12 protein-coding genes and 1 pseudogene are annotated in these 16,890 nt (G+C 51.3%); 4 read left to right on the top strand and 9 right to left on the bottom strand.

Going from position 1 to position 16,890, the window contains the following annotated elements:
- Positions 1 to 17 precede the first annotated feature (17 nt).
- The 6 genes from silP to silC form a co-directional block, all read right to left on the bottom strand.
- The gene (silP, locus tag NI40_RS12335) at positions 18 to 2,492 is read right to left on the bottom strand and encodes an Ag(+)-translocating P-type ATPase SilP (protein WP_131631839.1); all 2,475 of its coding nucleotides are present in this window, start codon (positions 2,490 to 2,492) and stop codon (positions 18 to 20) included.
- Positions 2,493 to 2,589: 97 nt separating this feature from the next.
- Entirely contained in the window at positions 2,590 to 3,030 is a 441-nt protein-coding gene (locus NI40_RS12340) for a DUF411 domain-containing protein (protein ID WP_001549797.1), read from the bottom strand.
- 85 nt (positions 3,031 to 3,115) lie between these two features.
- Positions 3,116 to 6,262 carry a Cu(+)/Ag(+) efflux RND transporter permease subunit SilA gene (gene silA, locus NI40_RS12345; protein WP_039264114.1) on the bottom strand — a complete coding sequence of 1,049 codons (3,147 nt, stop codon included), beginning with the start codon at positions 6,260 to 6,262 and terminating at the stop codon, positions 3,116 to 3,118.
- Positions 6,263 to 6,272: 10 nt separating this feature from the next.
- On the bottom strand, positions 6,273 to 7,565 hold the full coding sequence (gene silB / locus NI40_RS12350) for a Cu(+)/Ag(+) efflux RND transporter periplasmic adaptor subunit SilB (protein WP_032425548.1): 1,293 nt from the start codon (positions 7,563 to 7,565) through the stop codon (positions 6,273 to 6,275).
- A gap of 113 nt (positions 7,566 to 7,678) precedes the next feature.
- On the bottom strand, positions 7,679 to 8,032 hold the full coding sequence (cusF, locus tag NI40_RS12355) for a cation efflux system protein CusF (RefSeq protein ID WP_001246153.1): 354 nt from the start codon (positions 8,030 to 8,032) through the stop codon (positions 7,679 to 7,681).
- A 28-nt stretch (positions 8,033 to 8,060) separates the two neighbouring features.
- A complete protein-coding gene (gene silC, locus NI40_RS12360; RefSeq protein ID WP_039264115.1) occupies positions 8,061 to 9,446 on the bottom strand; it encodes a Cu(+)/Ag(+) efflux RND transporter outer membrane channel SilC in 1,386 nt (461 codons plus the stop codon).
- 189 nt (positions 9,447 to 9,635) lie between these two features.
- On the opposite strand from silC, the gene silR reads away from it, so the two are divergent.
- The 4 genes from silR (at position 9,636) to copM (ending at position 12,960) form a co-directional block, all read left to right on the top strand.
- Positions 9,636 to 10,316 carry a copper/silver response regulator transcription factor SilR gene (silR, locus tag NI40_RS12365; protein WP_039264117.1) on the top strand — a complete coding sequence of 227 codons (681 nt, stop codon included), beginning with the start codon at positions 9,636 to 9,638 and terminating at the stop codon, positions 10,314 to 10,316.
- Positions 10,309 to 11,784: a copper/silver sensor histidine kinase SilS gene (gene silS, locus NI40_RS12370; protein ID WP_039264118.1), complete on the top strand. Its 1,476-nt coding sequence runs from the start codon at positions 10,309 to 10,311 to the stop codon at positions 11,782 to 11,784. Before silR ends, silS begins: the two co-directional genes overlap by 8 nt.
- Before the next feature lie 250 nt (positions 11,785 to 12,034).
- The gene (gene silE, locus NI40_RS12375; RefSeq protein WP_000790483.1) at positions 12,035 to 12,466 is read left to right on the top strand and encodes a silver-binding protein SilE; all 432 of its coding nucleotides are present in this window, start codon (positions 12,035 to 12,037) and stop codon (positions 12,464 to 12,466) included.
- A 143-nt stretch (positions 12,467 to 12,609) separates the two neighbouring features.
- Positions 12,610 to 12,960, top strand: coding sequence for a CopM family metallochaperone (gene copM / locus NI40_RS12380; RefSeq protein WP_000694954.1), 351 nt, complete (start codon positions 12,610 to 12,612; stop codon positions 12,958 to 12,960).
- Between the two features lie 166 nt (positions 12,961 to 13,126).
- On the opposite strand, the pseudogene NI40_RS12385 reads toward copM, so the two are convergent.
- From NI40_RS12385 to NI40_RS12395, 3 genes and pseudogenes are all read right to left on the bottom strand, one after another.
- Positions 13,127 to 14,164: pseudogene (locus NI40_RS12385) on the bottom strand (ATP-dependent nuclease); the annotation flags it as partial.
- A 59-nt stretch (positions 14,165 to 14,223) separates the two neighbouring features.
- On the bottom strand, positions 14,224 to 15,513 hold the full coding sequence (locus NI40_RS12390) for an ISL3-like element ISPpu12 family transposase (protein WP_039264119.1): 1,290 nt from the start codon (positions 15,511 to 15,513) through the stop codon (positions 14,224 to 14,226).
- Positions 15,514 to 15,852: 339 nt separating this feature from the next.
- On the bottom strand, positions 15,853 to 16,857 hold the full coding sequence (locus tag NI40_RS12395) for an IS110-like element IS4321 family transposase (protein ID WP_000427623.1): 1,005 nt from the start codon (positions 16,855 to 16,857) through the stop codon (positions 15,853 to 15,855).
- Between the last annotated feature and the right edge of the window lie 33 nt (positions 16,858 to 16,890).

Genomic DNA, 16,890 nt, shown 5'->3' on the forward strand with positions numbered 1-16,890 from the left:
AGACCCTTCACTCAGTGTTATTTCCCGAGCCTGACACTTTTCAGACGCAACGCATTCACAATGACGCTGACGGAAGAAAGAGCCATGGCCGCCGCCGCAATAACTGGCGACAGCAGTATTCCATACACAGGATAAAGCAGGCCTGCAGCCACCGGCACACCAAGTGCGTTGTAGATAAATGCAAAAAACAGATTCTGTCGGATATTTTTCATGGTGATCTCTGACAGATGACGGGCCCTGTTCAGTATCATCAGGTCGCCTTTGAGAAGGGTGACTCCGGCACTTTCAATTGCCACATCTGTACCCGTTCCCATGGCTATACCCACGTCAGCCGCTGCCAGCGCCGGGGCATCATTCACACCGTCTCCGGCCATCGCAACCACATGGCCAGACTCTTTCAGTCGGGTTATCACTGCTTTTTTGCCATCCGGCAGAATCCCGGCTTCAACCTCATCTATTCCCAGTTTCCGTGCGACTGCTTCAGCAGTAAGCTGGTTATCCCCGGTGAGCATAACAATGCGGATCCCCGCCTGACGCAAAGCTTTAAGCGCATCCGGCGTGGTTGCTTTCACGGGATCCGAGATAGCTATCAGGCCTGCAAGGTTCCCGTCTGTGGCCACATAGATAACGGTAGCGCCTTCCATCCGCAACGTATCCGCAACGGCCTTTTGATTATCAATAACGATACTGTTTTCCTGCATAGCCAGTTCATTACCAATAACAACCCGTTGACCTTCGACATCGCCTGAGACACCTTTCCCCGACGGGGCATTGAAATTACTGACGGCAGGTATCACGATCCCCTTTTCCTGCGCGGCTCTGACAACAGCCATACCCAACGGATGCTGCGAACCTTTTTCCACTGCAGCTGTTACACGTAAAAGAGATATTTCCCCACCCGGACTGAGACTGATAATCCCTGTCACCGTAGGCGAACCTTCCGTGAGCGTGCCTGTTTTGTCGACAACCAGCGTGTCCACTTTTTCAAGACGCTCAAGGGCTTCGGCATTCTTGATTAACACCCCGGCCTGGGCGCCTTTGCCCACCCCCACCATTATCGACATCGGCGTGGCCAGTCCCAGCGCGCAGGGACAGGCAATAATCAGGACCGACACAGCCGCAATGAGACCGTGCGCCATCCTGGGCTCGGGCCCCCAGACAGACCAGATCAAGAAAGCAACAACCGCGATAAGTATCACCAGAGGAACAAACCAGCCTGAAACGCTGTCTGCCATTCTCTGGATGGGGGCACGCGAACGCTGTGCATCAGCGACCATCTGAACAATTCGTGAGAGCATCGTTTCATCACCGACTTTCTCTGCTCGGATGATAAGACTACCTGTCTGATTAATCGTCCCCCCAATGACAGGTTCACCCTCTTTTTTGGTAACCGGCATAGACTCCCCGGTCACCATCGATTCATCAACAGTTGTTTTGCCTTCGACCACGATACCGTCGACCGGAATACTCTCTCCAGGTCTGATGCGGAGCTTATCGCCAGGCAGGACATCTTCTGCATTAATATCCGTTTCATGACCGTCATGATCCAGCCGCCTGGCTGTTTTGGGGGCAAGGTTCAGAAGCGCAGTAATGGCACCTGAGGTTTGTTCCCGTGCCCGCAGTTCAAGAACCTGTCCCAGCAGAACAAGCACCGTAATTACTGCTGCGGCTTCAAAATAAACGGCCACCAGGCCATCCATGTTTCTGAACGATGCAGGAAACCAGGAAGGGAAGACGGTTGCAATGACGCTGTAAACCCAGGCTGCGCCGGTCCCCATTGCAACAAGGGTAAACATATTCAGGGAGCGGTTACGCAACGACATTCCGGCCCGGGCGAAGAATGGCCAGCCACAGTACAACACGACTGGAGAGGCCAGAAGCAGCTGCAGCCATGTGTTGTATTGTGGCGGTACTGTATTCCTCAAGGCGGGAAACAGATGAGATCCCATTTCGAGTATCAGAACCGGAAACGCCAGCAACAACCCCAGCCAGAAGCGTCTTGTCATGTCGCGAAGTTCATCACTCGGCCCCGTCGATGCCGTGGCTACGAGCGGTTCCAGTGCCATTCCACAGACAGGACAGCTTCCGGGACCACTGCGGCGTATCTCCGGGTGCATCGGACATGTCCACACACCTTCAGAAATATCTTTCTCCGCCTGATGGTGAGGCTGTTTTATCTGGTCTGGGCTGACTTCGTGGTGATCGTGGTGGTGGTGGGAATGTTCACTGGCATCTTCGGTAAGATAACGGTCGGGATGGGCTGTAAATTTACTCTCACAGCTGGCAGAGCAGAAATAAAGCTGATGGTCCTGGTATCGAATGCTGCTGTGCGCCTTGTCGGGCAGGAATGCCATCCCGCACACGGGATCTCTCACCTTATGCAATACGTGGCTCTCGTCCGGGGATAATGTCTGTTCAGAAGCAGTCTGGTTGTTGTGTTGCACTACATTGTCATTTTTCACAGTAACTCTCCTTATGCATGCCTGAAGCATTTTCTGTCTTCAGGGTATGTCATGGATGCGATTACCACGAATGTCGCCGGCACAGGAGTGCCTGCTGCCGGCGTCCCGTTATCAGCCGTTCCGCTGACTATTCGATTCGCTGGAAGACTTTTTTACTGCCCTCCGGAGAGAATGAAATAACATCGTAAGCCTCTTTACGGGCCCCCATCTCCATTCCCGGGCTCCCCGCAGGCATGCCCGGGGTGGCAAGACCATAAATCCCTGAACCAGACAGCATTGCCTTATGTATCGTGGCTGCAGGCACATGGCCTTCAATGATCAAATTACCAGTAACTGCGGTATGACAGCTTCTCAGCTCAGCAGGAACAGCATATTTTTCTTTCAGGGCTGACAGGGCCTGATCATTCATGACGTGGGTCCGCACCTCAAACCCGTCCTTTTCCATCGCCTTGCCCCACAGGGAACAGCAACCACAGTTTTCAGACTTGTACATGTCTATTACTTTTTCACCTGCCATTGCAGGAAGTGAAAGGCCAAAAGCCAGGGTCATTAAAATTATTTTTTTCATACTCACCTCTGTATGTTATCGATATAAACCCTGACGTCAGGGTGAATTTATGCAAAAGGACACCCGCAGGGGTGCCCTTTCAGGGTTATGACACGCTCTTTTTATGTCTGCGCAGCCAGATGAGTTTATAGGCGGCAGGAATAATGAACAGGGACAGCAGCGGAGCTGTGATCATCCCGCCAATCATGGGTGCCGCGATACGGCTCATGACTTCTGAACCTGCACCGGTTCCCCAGAGTATTGGCAGCAGACCCGCAATGATCACCGCCACGGTCATGGCTTTCGGCCGGACACGCAGTACGGCACCATGATAGAGGGCTTCATCAAGACCTTCCGGTGTGAACGTCTCTTTACGGGACAATTCCGGGTGCGCTTCAATGGCATGACGCAGATACATCAGCATGACCACGCCAAACTCTGCTGCCACCCCGGCCAGGGCGATAAACCCGGTTCCGGTCGCCACTGACATATGGAAGCCCTGCCAGTACAGGAACCATATCCCGCCAACCAGGGCAAACGGCAGGCTCATCAGAATAAGTAAGGCCTCATCAGCCCGGCGGAATGCCAGATATAACAGGATGAAGATGATCATCACCGTCATCGGTACCATCAGTTTTAATTTCTTGTTGGCGTGCTCGAGTAATTCAAACTGTCCTGAGAATGCCACACTGGTCCCCGGTCTCAGTTTCACTTTCTCACTGATGGCCGTCTTAATATCGTTCACCACCGACACCATGTCCCTGCCGCGGGCATCAACATAAATCCAGCTGGCTGGCCGGGCATTTTCGGTTTTCAGCATGGTTGGTCCAGAAACGACGTTAATATCCGCGACATCGCCCAGCGTGATCTGCTGCTTCATCGGGGTCAGGATCGGCATCTGTTTCAGCGCCTGCGGACTGTTCCGGTAATCCTGCGGGTAGCGAATGTTAATAGGGTACCGGGCCACCCCTTCAACCGTCTCACCCACCATAGCACCTCCGATTGCTGAAGAGACGAACAGCTGGACATCACCTACCGTCATCCCGTAGCGGGAGGCTTTCTCCCGGTTGATATCGATATCGATGTAGCGCCCGCCCTCAAGTCGCTCAGCCAGGACAGACACCACGCCAGGCACGGTTTTGGCTACCGCCTCGATACTCTGCGCCGTCGCGTCGATATCGGACAGAACAGTCCCGGACACTTTGATACCTATCGGGCTTTTGATCCCGGTTGAGAGCATATCAATACGGTTACGGATAGGCGGCACCCAGAGGTTTGCCAGACCCGGTAAACGGACTGTCCTGTCGAGTTCATCAATAATCTTGTCAATTGTCATGCCGGGACGCCACTGATCCTCAGGTTTGAGCTGGATCGTGGTTTCCACCATTTCGAGCGGCGCGGAATCCGTTGCGGTCTGTGCTTTACCGGTCTTGCCAAATACAGAAGCCACTTCAGGAACGCTTTTGATTAACTTGTCTGTTGTCTGCAGGAGCGCTGCAGCTTCTGCCGGAGAGACGCCAGGCAAGGTCGACGGCATATACAGCAGATCGCCCTCGTTAATCTTCGGCAGAAATTCACCGCCCACCTGACTCAGTGGCCAGATAACCGTGAAAATGGACAAGGCCGCAACCAGCAGGGTTGTTTTTGGCCAGTGGAGGACCCGCAGCAGCAAAGGATGATACGCTTTGATCAGCACCCGGTTCAGGGGGTTACTGGTCTCGGCAGGAATTTTCCCCCGGATCCAGAATCCCATCAGAATAGGAATGACGATGATGGCCAGTGCGGCCGCTCCCGCCATGGAGTACGTTTTCGTGAATGCCAGCGGGCCAAACAGACGACCTTCCTGCCCTTCCAGGGTAAAGATAGGAATAAAGGACAGGGTGATGATCAGCAGGCTAATGAACAACGCGGGTCCCACTTCCACGGAGGCGTCGGTAATCACCTTCCAGCGGGTGGCGTTGTCAATCTGCTCACCCGGATGCTGATGATCCCACTCCTCAAGCCGTTTGTGCGCATTTTCAATCATCACAATGGCGGCATCCACCATCGCACCGACGGCAATCGCTATCCCTCCCAGCGACATAATATTGGCGTTCAGTCCCTGGAAGTGCATGACGATAAAGGCGATACACAGGCCAAGCGGCAGAGAGATAATCGCCACCAGGGCAGAACGTACGTGCCACAGGAACAGAGCACAGACGATGGCCACCACGATAAACTCTTCCAGAAGTTTATGGCTGAGGTTATCAATCGCCCGGTCGATTAACTGGCTGCGATCGTAGGTGGTCACGATTTCAACGCCTTCCGGCAGGCTGGCCTTCAGTGTCTCCAGTTTATCCCTCACTGCCGTGATTACGTCGCGCGCGTTTTTACCCGACCGCAGGATCACCACGCCGCCGGCGACTTCCCCCTGGCCGTTCAGCTCGGCAATACCTCGCCGCATTTCAGGCCCGGTCTGCACGCGGGCAACATCCCGCAGATAAACCGGTACACCGTTCTCGCCGGTTTTCAGGACAATGTTATTGAAATCATCAATGGTCTGAAGATATCCGCTGGCCCGGACCATATACTCCGCTTCGGCCATTTCAACGGATGAACCACCGGCCTCCTGGTTAGACGATTCAAGAGCCTGTTTCACTTCAGGCAGGCTGACACCGTACTGGGACAATTTCTCCGGATTGACCTGGATCTGATACTGTTTCACCACGCCGCCAACCGAAGCTACTTCCGCCACGTTCGGGATGGTTTTCAGTTCAAATTTCAGGAACCAGTCCTGCAAAGAACGCAGTTCTGAAAGGTCGTGTTTTCCGCTGCGATCGACAAGGGCATATTCAAAAATCCAGCCCACACCCGTGGCATCAGGACCGATTTCAGAACTCACACCGGCAGGCAGTTTTCCCTGAACCTGATTCAGATATTCCAGCACGCGGGAACGGGCCCAGTACAGATCGGTGCCGTCTTCAAAAATGACATACACATACGAATCCCCGAACTGTGAAAAACCACGCACGGTTTTTGCGCCAGGTACGGACAGCATGGTGGTGGTAAGCGGATAGGTGACCTGGTTTTCTACAATCTGCGGGGCCTGTCCGGGATAGCTGGTTTTAATAATGACCTGCACATCTGACAGGTCAGGCAGCGCATCGACCGGCGTGTTAATTATCGTCCATGTGCCCCAGATGCTGAGAAACAGGGCCCCCATCATGACCAGGAAACGGTTGGCGACAGAGCGCCGGATAATCCATTCAATCATCGTCGTCTCCTCAGTGCCCTGAATGCATATTTACAGGCTGGTCAGACATTGCTGGCATACTGCTTTCTGTTTTTTCAGGGTGGCGCATACGTTCCAGCGCGCCCGTAATATTGGCTTCGGAGTCAATGAGGAACAGGCCACTGACCACCACGGTATCGCCTTCATTCAGGCCGGAACCGATGCCGGACTGTTGCTGTGATTCATGCAGAACGTGGATCTGTTTCGGCACAAACTTGCCTTCATCATCAACAGTAATCACGCGCTGTTCTTTGCCGGTATCGATAACTGCCTGGCTTGGTATCAGCAGCATCTCCTGGCTCCTGGTATTCAGTTTCAGATAGGCATTCATGCCCGGCTTGAGAAACTCATCCTTATTAGAAACCTGGAGACGGACCTGAAGCGTACGGGTTGTCTGATCCACGCTGGGAAGAATGTTCCATTTTTCGACATGGAATGTTTTATCCGGATAAGCCGGTACCGAAATTTCAAACTGCGACGTATCTTTCAGCAGATATGCGATAGATTCTGGCACTGCAGCGCTGATCCAGACCGGGTCCATCCCCTGAATCTGAGCCACTACTTTATCTTTCGAAATATTCATTCCGGTGCGCAGGTCAAACGCAGTAATGACACCATCAATAGGTGCTTTAATGGTAAAACGGGTCTGGATTGTGCGGGTTGAACGCAGCCTTTGAATATCCTCTTCCGGCATACCAGCCAGACGAAGTCGCTCCAGAACCCCTTTTATCTGGGTTGACGTACCGCCTGTACCGGATAACAGCAGGAACTCACTTTGTGCCTCAACCCATTCAGGAATGGTGATATCGATAAGCGGAGTGCCTTTCTTCACATGATCGCCAATCGTCAGGGGATACACTTTTTCGACGAAACCGTCAGAGCGCGCCTGCACAATGACAAACTGATACTCGTTGTAACTGACATTAGCCGGGATTGTCTGAGAATAATTCAGCATTCCTCGCGTGACTTTTTGCGTTTTTAATCCCAGATTCTGAACCTGCGTTGGATCGATACGGATCCCGCCACTGCTTTTATCGCCGCTTTCATCAGCATATTTTGGCACCAGGTCCATATCCATAAAGGGAGATTTTCCGGGTTTATCAAATTTGGTATCCGGTTTCATCGGGTCATACCAGAAAAGTACCTTTCGCTCCGGTGCCTTTTGTTCGGTTTGTACTGTTTTTTGTGATGAGTTTACATACTGCCAGGCAGTAACCGATATCAGCCCCCCTGCTATGAGGCTGCTGATAATTATTGCAGCATATTTTATCTTTAAAGAAGCCATACAATTTCTCGCTGAAAAATCAAAACACCTGGCATATGCGCCCGATCATTCATTCACAGTAATCCCTTAATGAATGTTCAGGCGCACTGGATGTATTCGCTCCGGACTGATAATCAGGATTGCGTAACGTTAATGCTTTTGAGTAAGGAGATATTGCCCTGCTGAATAAACGAGAAATCGACATGGTTGCCGGTTTTCAGGGCATTGATAGCGTCGTCTGCATTAACAAAAGTGAAGCGCATGGTCATTGCAGGCCAGCCCACAGCAGGGATTGCTTCGTGCGAAATGGTAATCTTTTTACTATTCATATCAATGTCTTTAACGACACCGGTGCCCTTGATAACCTGCTGTACCGAAGCATCACTGGCAGCATTCATATCGCCATGCTGATGTGTTTCAGCATGAAGACCGGCAGAAAACATGACAGAGAAGGCACCAAATAAAACGGCTTTAAGTGAATTACGCATTTTTAATTTCCTGATTAATTAAATAAATTTACTCTACCCAACCGCCACCCAGCGCGGTAAACAGATTAATTTCGTTAACCTGTCGGGAATAGGTAAGATCGAGAATGGTTTGCTGCGTAGCGAAGAGGGAACGTTCTGCATCCAGCACTTCGATGTAACTGACAGCACCACTTGCATATAATCCTCTGGCACGCTGGAGAGTTATCTGAAGTGAATCAAGATAACGCTGCTGTGACTCAAGTTGCTGGCTAAGGCTGTCGCGCAGCGCAAGCGTGTCGGAAACATCCTTAAAGGCTGACTGAATTTTTTGTTCGTAATTAACCACCGATTGTTGCTGGCGAATTTCAGCCAGCTTCAGATTGGCTTTATTCCTGCCAGCATTAAAAATAGGAATTTCAATTTTAGGGATAAAATTCCACATTCCACTTCCTGACGTAAACAGGCTTGACAGCTCCGTACTGCTTGCAGAAAGACCACTGGTCAGGGTAATGGAGGGGAAAAAGGCCGCTCGCGCTGCGCCAATATTGGCATCAGCCGCTTTCAGCTGATATTCCGCTTCCATAATATCCGGTCGCTGCAGCAAAATTTGTGAAGACAGATTTGGTGGCAATTTTACTGGTGCGATCTCCCCGCCTTTCATCCCTTTTTCTGACGGAAGTGCGCGGTACGTTCCCAGCACCAGTTGCAGGGCATTGTTTGCCTGAGCCAGATCGCCTTCTCGTTTGGCTATTTCGGCGCGGGTACTTTCGATTTGTCCTCTCGCCTGTTCAAGTGCCAGAACGTTCGTACTCCCGGTCACGAGCTGTTGCTCAACGAAAGCATAGGACTGTTCATAATTTTTCAGCGTTTCCCGCGCAATACGGAGTTGTTCGTACGCCAGTTGCTGGCTGAAATAGCTCTGTGAAACGCTGGAGACCAGCAGGATGTGTACGGCACGACGGGCTTCTTCGCTGGCAAAGTAGTTCTGGCGATCAGCCTCATTCATGTTCTTAAGTTTGCCAAAAAAATCGAGCTCATAGCTGAGCTCCAGACCCGCGTCGTACTCCTGTGTGGTCGGCTTGTCACCTTTCAGACCACCGTTGTATGTGATCCCGGATGAGGCATTCAGCTGGGGATAACGATCTGCATCCGTGACGTTGAACTGGGCCCGGGCCTCTTCAACCTTCAGGGCAGCCATTCTCAAATCACGGTTATTATTCAGGGCTTCACCGATCAGCCTGCTGACCTGGGGATCGACAAAAAAGTTTCGCCAGCCCGTATCCTGATAGCTGTTTACCGCAGGCGTCAGACTGTTTTTAGACAATGAAAACTGCTGGGGAACCGGAGCTGGCGGACGCTGATATTCAGGTGCCAGAGAAACACAACCAGCCAGGATGAATATGGTACTGATGCTGAGTAATTTTAATTTGAACATAACGCTTCTCGTACAGGCAGACCTGGTAAATGGTTCAAACGAAGTCCAGAGTATTGATAGGGATACTTTACCGAACGCTCTCTGTTTGCCGGGTGACAGGATAATGACAATGTTGTCATTTTTGCTGTAATCCGTTGATAACGATCGTGGGCGCAATAAAATGACATTAGCAGCCAGCCGGGGAGCATGATGAAAATATTAATCGTTGAAGACGAAATTAAAACAGGTGAATATCTCAGCAAGGGGCTGACAGAGGCGGGGTTCGTCGTGGATCACGCTGATAATGGTCTGACCGGATATCATCTTGCCATGACAGCCGAGTATGATTTAGTCATCCTGGATATCATGCTGCCTGATGTAAACGGCTGGGATATCATCCGTATGCTGCGCAGTGCCGGAAAGGGGATGCCGGTATTACTGCTGACGGCCCTTGGCACGATTGAACACAGGGTCAAAGGACTTGAGCTGGGTGCGGACGATTATCTGGTGAAGCCCTTTGCGTTTGCTGAACTGCTCGCCCGGGTAAGAACCCTCCTCAGGCGGGGAAACACGATGATCACGGAAAGCCAGCTTAAAGTGGCTGACCTCTCGGTTGATCTCGTATCCAGAAAAGTCAGCCGCGCCGGGAACCGCATTGTGCTCACCAGTAAAGAGTTCAGCTTGCTGGAATTCTTCATTCGCCATCAGGGAGAGGTTCTTCCCCGCTCCCTGATTGCCTCTCAGGTCTGGGACATGAATTTTGACAGCGACACTAATGCGATCGATGTCGCAGTAAAGCGACTCCGCGCTAAAATAGACAACGATTACGGGACAAAGCTGATCCAGACAGTCCGGGGCGTGGGCTACATGCTGGAGGTCCCGGATGCATAGCAAACCTTCCAGACGCCCTTTCTCACTCGCTCTGCGGCTGACCTTTTTTATCAGCCTGTCCACGATACTGGCTTTTATCGCCTTCACCTGGTTTATGCTGCATTCTGTTGAAAATCATTTTGCCGAGCAGGATGTCAGCGATCTTCAACAAATCAGCACCACACTGAACCGTATACTGCAGTCCCCGGTGGATCCGGATGATAAAAAAATAAGCAAAATAAAGGAATCAATTGCCAGCTACCGCAACGTTGCCCTTTTGCTCCTCAATCCCAGGGGTGAAGTGCTCTTTAGCTCAGCTCAGGGGGCGGCACTACGCCCGGCAGTGAATTCAGCAGATTTTAGCGAGCACAGCCGCGCACGGGATGTCTTTCTCTGGACGGTGGAGGATCCTGCGGGACCGATGGATACCGGGTCCGAAATGAAGATGGAAACATACAGGATTATCGCCTCCTCTGGTCAGGCGATATTTCAGGGCAAACAGCAGAACTATGTCATGCTGACTGGCCTATCCATTAATTTCCATCTCCATTACCTCGATGCGCTGAAAAAGAACCTGATTGCGATTGCCGTCGTGATAAGCCTGTTGATTGTTCTGATCATTCGAATCGCTGTCCGTCAGGGGCACCTGCCCCTTCGTAATGTCAGCAATGCCATTAAAAACATCACCTCCGAGAATCTTGATGCGCGACTGGAACCGACACGCGTTCCCATTGAGCTGGAGCAACTGGTTATCTCGTTCAATCATATGATTGGAAAGATTGAGGATGTCTTTACCCGCCAGGCCAATTTCTCTGCCGATATCGCGCATGAGATCAGAACGCCCATCACCAATCTGGTGACGCAGACTGAAATCGCACTGAGTCAGGATCGAACACAGAGGGAACTTGAGGATGTCCTCTATTCCAGTCTTGAAGAGTATAACCGGATGACCAAAATGGTCAGCGATATGCTGTTCCTGGCACAGGCAGATAATAATCAGCTGATACCTGACAGGGTCATGTTTGACCTCAGAGCGGAAGTCATGAAAGTCTTCGAGTTTTTCGAAGCCTGGGCCGAAGAACGCAATATCACGCTCAAATTTAACGGGATGCCCTGCCTGGTTGAGGGAGATCCACAAATGTTCAGAAGAGCGATCAATAATCTGTTATCCAATGCCCTGCGTTATACCCCGGAGGGACAGGCCATCACCGTCTCAATAAGAAAGCAGGAGAGCTTTTTTGACCTTGTGATTGAAAATCCAGGGAAACCGATCCCTGAAGAACATTTATCAAGGCTGTTTGACCGTTTTTATCGGGTGGATCCATCCAGACAACGAAAAGGAGAAGGCAGCGGCATCGGCCTTGCGATTGTGAAGTCAATCGTGGAAGCACATCACGGAAGAGTGCAGGTGGAATCAGACGTACGCTCCACGCGTTTTATCTTATCCGTGCCCAGACTGGAGAAAATGCTCCCGGAAACCCAATGCTGAAAATAAAGATGTAAATGACAAAGATGTCATTAGCCTGTCATGCAGCAAACAGAAGCCATTCGATATAATTAGTGCAACTTATCAGGAAGGCTGGATTGCTTCATCAATACCCGGCGTCAGAGTACGCCAGGAAATGAATATCCAGCCCTCTTCCGGAGAAATAAACGCTGCCGAACTTGTTTCAGTTATGGAACTGAAAACACCGGTTGTACTTCCCCGGACATCACTAATTCAGAAATGGAGAGTTATCATGAAAAATATCGTATTAGCATCTTTGCTGGGCTTTGGTTTAATTTCATCGGCCTGGGCCACTGAAACCGTGAATATCCATGATCGCGTCAACAATGCACAGGCTCCTGCTCACCAGATGCAGTCTGCTGCGGCTCCTGTCGGGATCCAGGGGACTGCTCCTCGTATGACCGGTATGGACCAGCATGAACAGGCCATTATTGCTCATGAGACCATGACGAACGGCTCGGCGGATGCGCACCAGAAAATGGTGGAAAGTCATCAGAAGATGATGGGAAATAACACGGTATCCACGACCGTCCCGTCAACGTCTTACGCGGCGATGAATGAGCATGAAAGAGCAGCGGTTGCCCATGAATTCATGAATAACGGGCAATCCGGCCCACATCAGGCCATGGCCGAAGCGCACCGCCGCATGATCAATGCAGGCTGAATGCGACGGTAGTATCCGTGCTGTTACCTTTTCCCTGATAGATTTTCCTGAAACAACGTTGCTACATTTTTGCCCCCCGTCAGGGGGCTTTTTTGTCTGACTCAGCTACACTTAACCGGTACCTGTCTGAAAGGAATTATTATATGAAAATCAAAAACACCCTTTTTGTAATATTAATGTTATCCCTGCCAGCCATTTCTGCTGAACATTCGGAAATGAAAATGTCAGATATGCACTCATCGGCATCATCACAGGAATATATGGCTGGCATGAAAAATATGCATGAAAAAATGATGGCCGCCGTTAATGAATCCAATCCCGATAAGGCCTTTGCAAAAGGTATGATCGCACACCATGAAGGGGCAATCGCAATGGCTGAGACCGAGCTCAAATACGGAAAAGATCCCGAAATGAGAAAGCTTGCGCAGGACATCATTAAAGCTCAAAAAGGTGAAATCGAGCAGATGAATAAATGGCTTGGCAGTCAAAAATAAAGATTGCAAAAACGCCATAATAAGCGTAATTTTAATTCACTCCCGGGCACGGGAGCCTGTTAAACGTTAAATAATTAAAACCCGATTAATTTCGGGTTTTTTATATACTATACTCCGGTCCTTTGCTGTGGACCGGAATATATGCAGCAGCGATAATTTTTACACATTATCTCGTCATGGCAACAATATCGCTCAGGATCTCAACCAGCTCAATCCTTTCCTGCATTCCGTCATGATAGGTTGATCTTGAGATGATTCTTTCCGCTGTCATCCGGGGCCAGAATTTATCAAGCACATTATCGGGCTTCATTCCCACCGCCCGGCCAATTATTTTTTTAGCATCACAGGTGTCCGTAAACGTGACGGCTACACCGGTCATTTCTTCGATCAGATCCGGGCAGAGATAGTTCTCTATTTCACGTTTACGCGTGGCGAAGAATACCTTACCGGCATCCTCCACTTCTCTTTTACGTTTCTGAATGGACATAACCTGTGCAGGGTCTCCCCCAATATCGGAGTCCAGAAAAACGCACCAGGGAAGCCCCAGATCGTTGGCCAGATTCAATGTAACCCAGTGTTTGACGCTGCCACACCCTCCTATGAGGACTGGCACTATTTTCACGTCCTCCAGAGAGGCTGGCAGCACACCTGACTGTTTTAATGAACTGGCCGCATGCCTCAGGAAAGTGACATCCGACTTTCCCTCTACCAGAACAATCCCCTGCGCCCTTTCCATACCGGTCTCTGGTAGCACCCCCAGGCTTTCAGTGGCTTCCTTCAGCACAGCGTCATCCGGCATTTTTACTACGGGTTCACCCGCCTCATTTCGGGTGACATAACGTACACCTTCGACAGGGATCAATCCGGCCAGCGCCGGGACATGGGTGGTGACGATAATCTGACGGTGCGGCTGGCCTGCCAGTGCCAGCAACGCTTTCATCAGCATCATCTGATAGTTTGGCTGCTGTGACGTTTCAGGCTCTTCGATGGCATAAATCATGTTTCTGGGCGTCCCCGCGACATTCTTTTCAGCCTCAGCCCGGAAAAAATTCAACAGGATAAGCCTCCTTATCCCGCTGCCGCGCTTATTGATGGGGATGCCATTTTCCCCGTCCAGGGTGAAATTGAAGGTCCACTTGGGTTTTTCCTTAAATCGTGGAGTCAGTTCACTGGCGAGTTCGGGGGCCATTTCACGTAATTTATCCGGGTATACGGATTTAATGGTTGATGGGGCACCTTCACCCCATCAATCTGATACCACCCTCAGATGGTTGATAGATCGACTCCGTAGTTGAGTTCCTCTGCGAAGTCCGGCAGTCCGTAACCGATGGTTTTCTTGTAGAAAGGAGAGACCTTCGCAGTCGGTGCCTTCTTCTTGTGCTTCGTGGTGTAGAGCATTCGTGCCCGCATCACCTCGAAGGAGTAACCGCGCCCTTCACGGTTCTTGTCCTTGGCCAGTCGGTTGATGGACTCCGTGTAAGCGTTGGTGACGGGCATGTCCGTCTCGAAGTAGGTCATGGTCTCTTCGCGCCAGTTTCCCACTGCCCTGACCAGATCGCTCCAGACTTCCTTTTGGCCCTTCGGGATGGTGGCTATCCACTCGTCCAGGGCGGCTTCTGCCTGGAGCCGTGTGGTGGCGTCCCAGATGCCGTAGAAGCGCTCCTTGTGCTCGTAGGCGGCCAGCAGTTGCGGGAACGCGCCTGTCCAGGTCTCCATGATGAGGCGCTCCCGGTCTGAGACTTCGTGAGCGCGTTTCAGCAGGATTTTCCGGTCTCCCTTGAGAGTCCGGCTCTGGGACGGTTTCAGCTCCTTTCTGAGGCCCTTGCGCACTCTCTCTAGGGCATCGTTGGCCATGCGCACCACATGGAACTTATCGACCACGATACGGGCCTGGGGCAGCACAGCCTTGACCGCTGCCCGGTAGGGGTTCCACATGTCCATGCTGACGATCTCGACCTTCTGCCGGTCTTTCAGCTTCATCAGGTAGTTGGTCACCACGTCCTGGCGGCGGGGGGCCAGCAGGTCGAGCAGGGTTCGCTCCTCAATGTTGGTCAGAATGCAGCGGTAGCGCTTGTTCAGGTATAGCTCGTCAATGCCCAGGATGCGGGGCGTCTCGAAGCGGTGCCAGCGCCCCAGGAACTCGGCGCGGGCGTTGAAGATGTCGCGCACCGTCTTCTCGTCCAGGCCGGTCTGTGCCGCCACAAAGGTGTAGGGGTGGTTGAAGGATTCCTTCTCCACGTACTCATGCAGCCGCAGTGTCATACGGAATCCGTCCACCATCTCCGGTAGCTGGGGCCTGAATGTTGTCTTGCAGGCCCGGCAGGTGTATCGGCGGCGGACCACCCAGAGAGTGACCCGCTTGCCGTGGATGGGCAGATCACGATAGGGAACGTCACGCTTGCCGAACCGTACGAACTCACCCTGCACGCCGCATTCCTCGCAGGCGATGGGATCGGGCACGTCCACCTGGAAGTGCATTTCGTCGTCGGTTGATTTGCAGCCCAGTACTTGGTATTGCGGCAGGTGAAGGATGTTGTCGGGAAGTTCGGTCATGGTGTTGTATAGGCGTAGGTGTCAGTCAGATCCATCCGACTCGGCATTGGTGTTTGCTTTTTGGGGTCGCCTCAGAAAACGGAATCTATGGTCACTCCCGTTTTTGCAACACCGATTTTGACGACAAGTTGGCTTGCTTGAATCTATCCGGCGTCTGAATGGGATTTTATTCCCGCGCCTTGATGAGTTCCGCGCCTGATGAACCTCCAGAAAATATACGGCTTCAATGAGCCTTTCCGTTTTACAGGTTCCTCAACAGGCCGGTGGGCCGTTAGTATCATCAATATCAGTATTCGCAAAACCAGATCAGTAATTCTTTAAACCGGTGTATTTCTGCCGTTATGCTACATAAGTTTGCTGTCGTGCCGTTAGGGCCCAGGCTATTCTGGCCAGCTTGTTTGCCAGAGCACAAGTGACGACAAAGTTGCTTTTCCGGCACAGTAAATCCCTGACCCAATCGGCCAATTTGCCAGACTGGTGTTCCAGTTTTTGTATGAATACCCTGGCACATTGAACCAACAAAGTTCGGATCTTTTTATTACCTCGCTTACTAATTCCCAGCAATGTCGTCCTACCTCCCGTGCTGTACTGCCGAGGTACAAGCCCTGTTGCCGCCGCAAAGTCACGGCTGCTGGCGTACTGCTTCCCGTCGCCAATCTCAGTTGAAATAGTACTCGCTGTCAGTGTTCCGACGCAGGGAATGCTCAGCAAGCGCTGTCCAACCTCATCTTCGTCCAACTTTCGTTTCAACTGGGATTCCAAATCTTTAATCTGCTCAACAAGATAGTGATAATGCTGTTGTAATTTCAGCAATAACTGGCTGAGGTAAAGAGGCAAACTATTATCCTCAAGAATGGTACTCAGTCGGCTAATAACGGCAGCTCCTCGGGGAACGCTAATGCCAAATTCCAGCAGAAAAGCATGCATTTGATTGGTTGTTTTTACCTTATCCTGAACCAGGGATTCACGGACACGATGCAGAGCCCGCATTGCCTGCTGAGATTCCGTTCTGGGCTGCACAAAACGCATAGACGGACGCGATGCAGCTTCACAAATAGCTTCGGCGTCGACAAAGTCGTTTTTATTGCTTTTAACGAACGGGCGGACAAATTGTGGTGATATCAGCTTTGGGGAATGCCCCAACTCTTCCAACTTGCGTGCCATAAAGTGAGAACCGCCACAGGCTTCCATTGCGATGGTTGTAGCGGGGCATGTCGCCAAAAATTCGATCAACTTTGGCCGGGTAAATTTTTTACGGTAAACAGCCTTCCCGCGACGATCCTGGCAATGAATATGGAAAGAGTTTTTACCCAGATCGATACCAATGAGCGCAATGTTTTCCATGATAGTTCTCCGAATGAAAGCCTGTCCTCAGCA

This window comes from Enterobacter sp. E20 (assembly GCF_000801755.2).
Taxonomy (GTDB): Bacteria; Pseudomonadota; Gammaproteobacteria; order Enterobacterales; family Enterobacteriaceae; genus Enterobacter; species Enterobacter asburiae_B.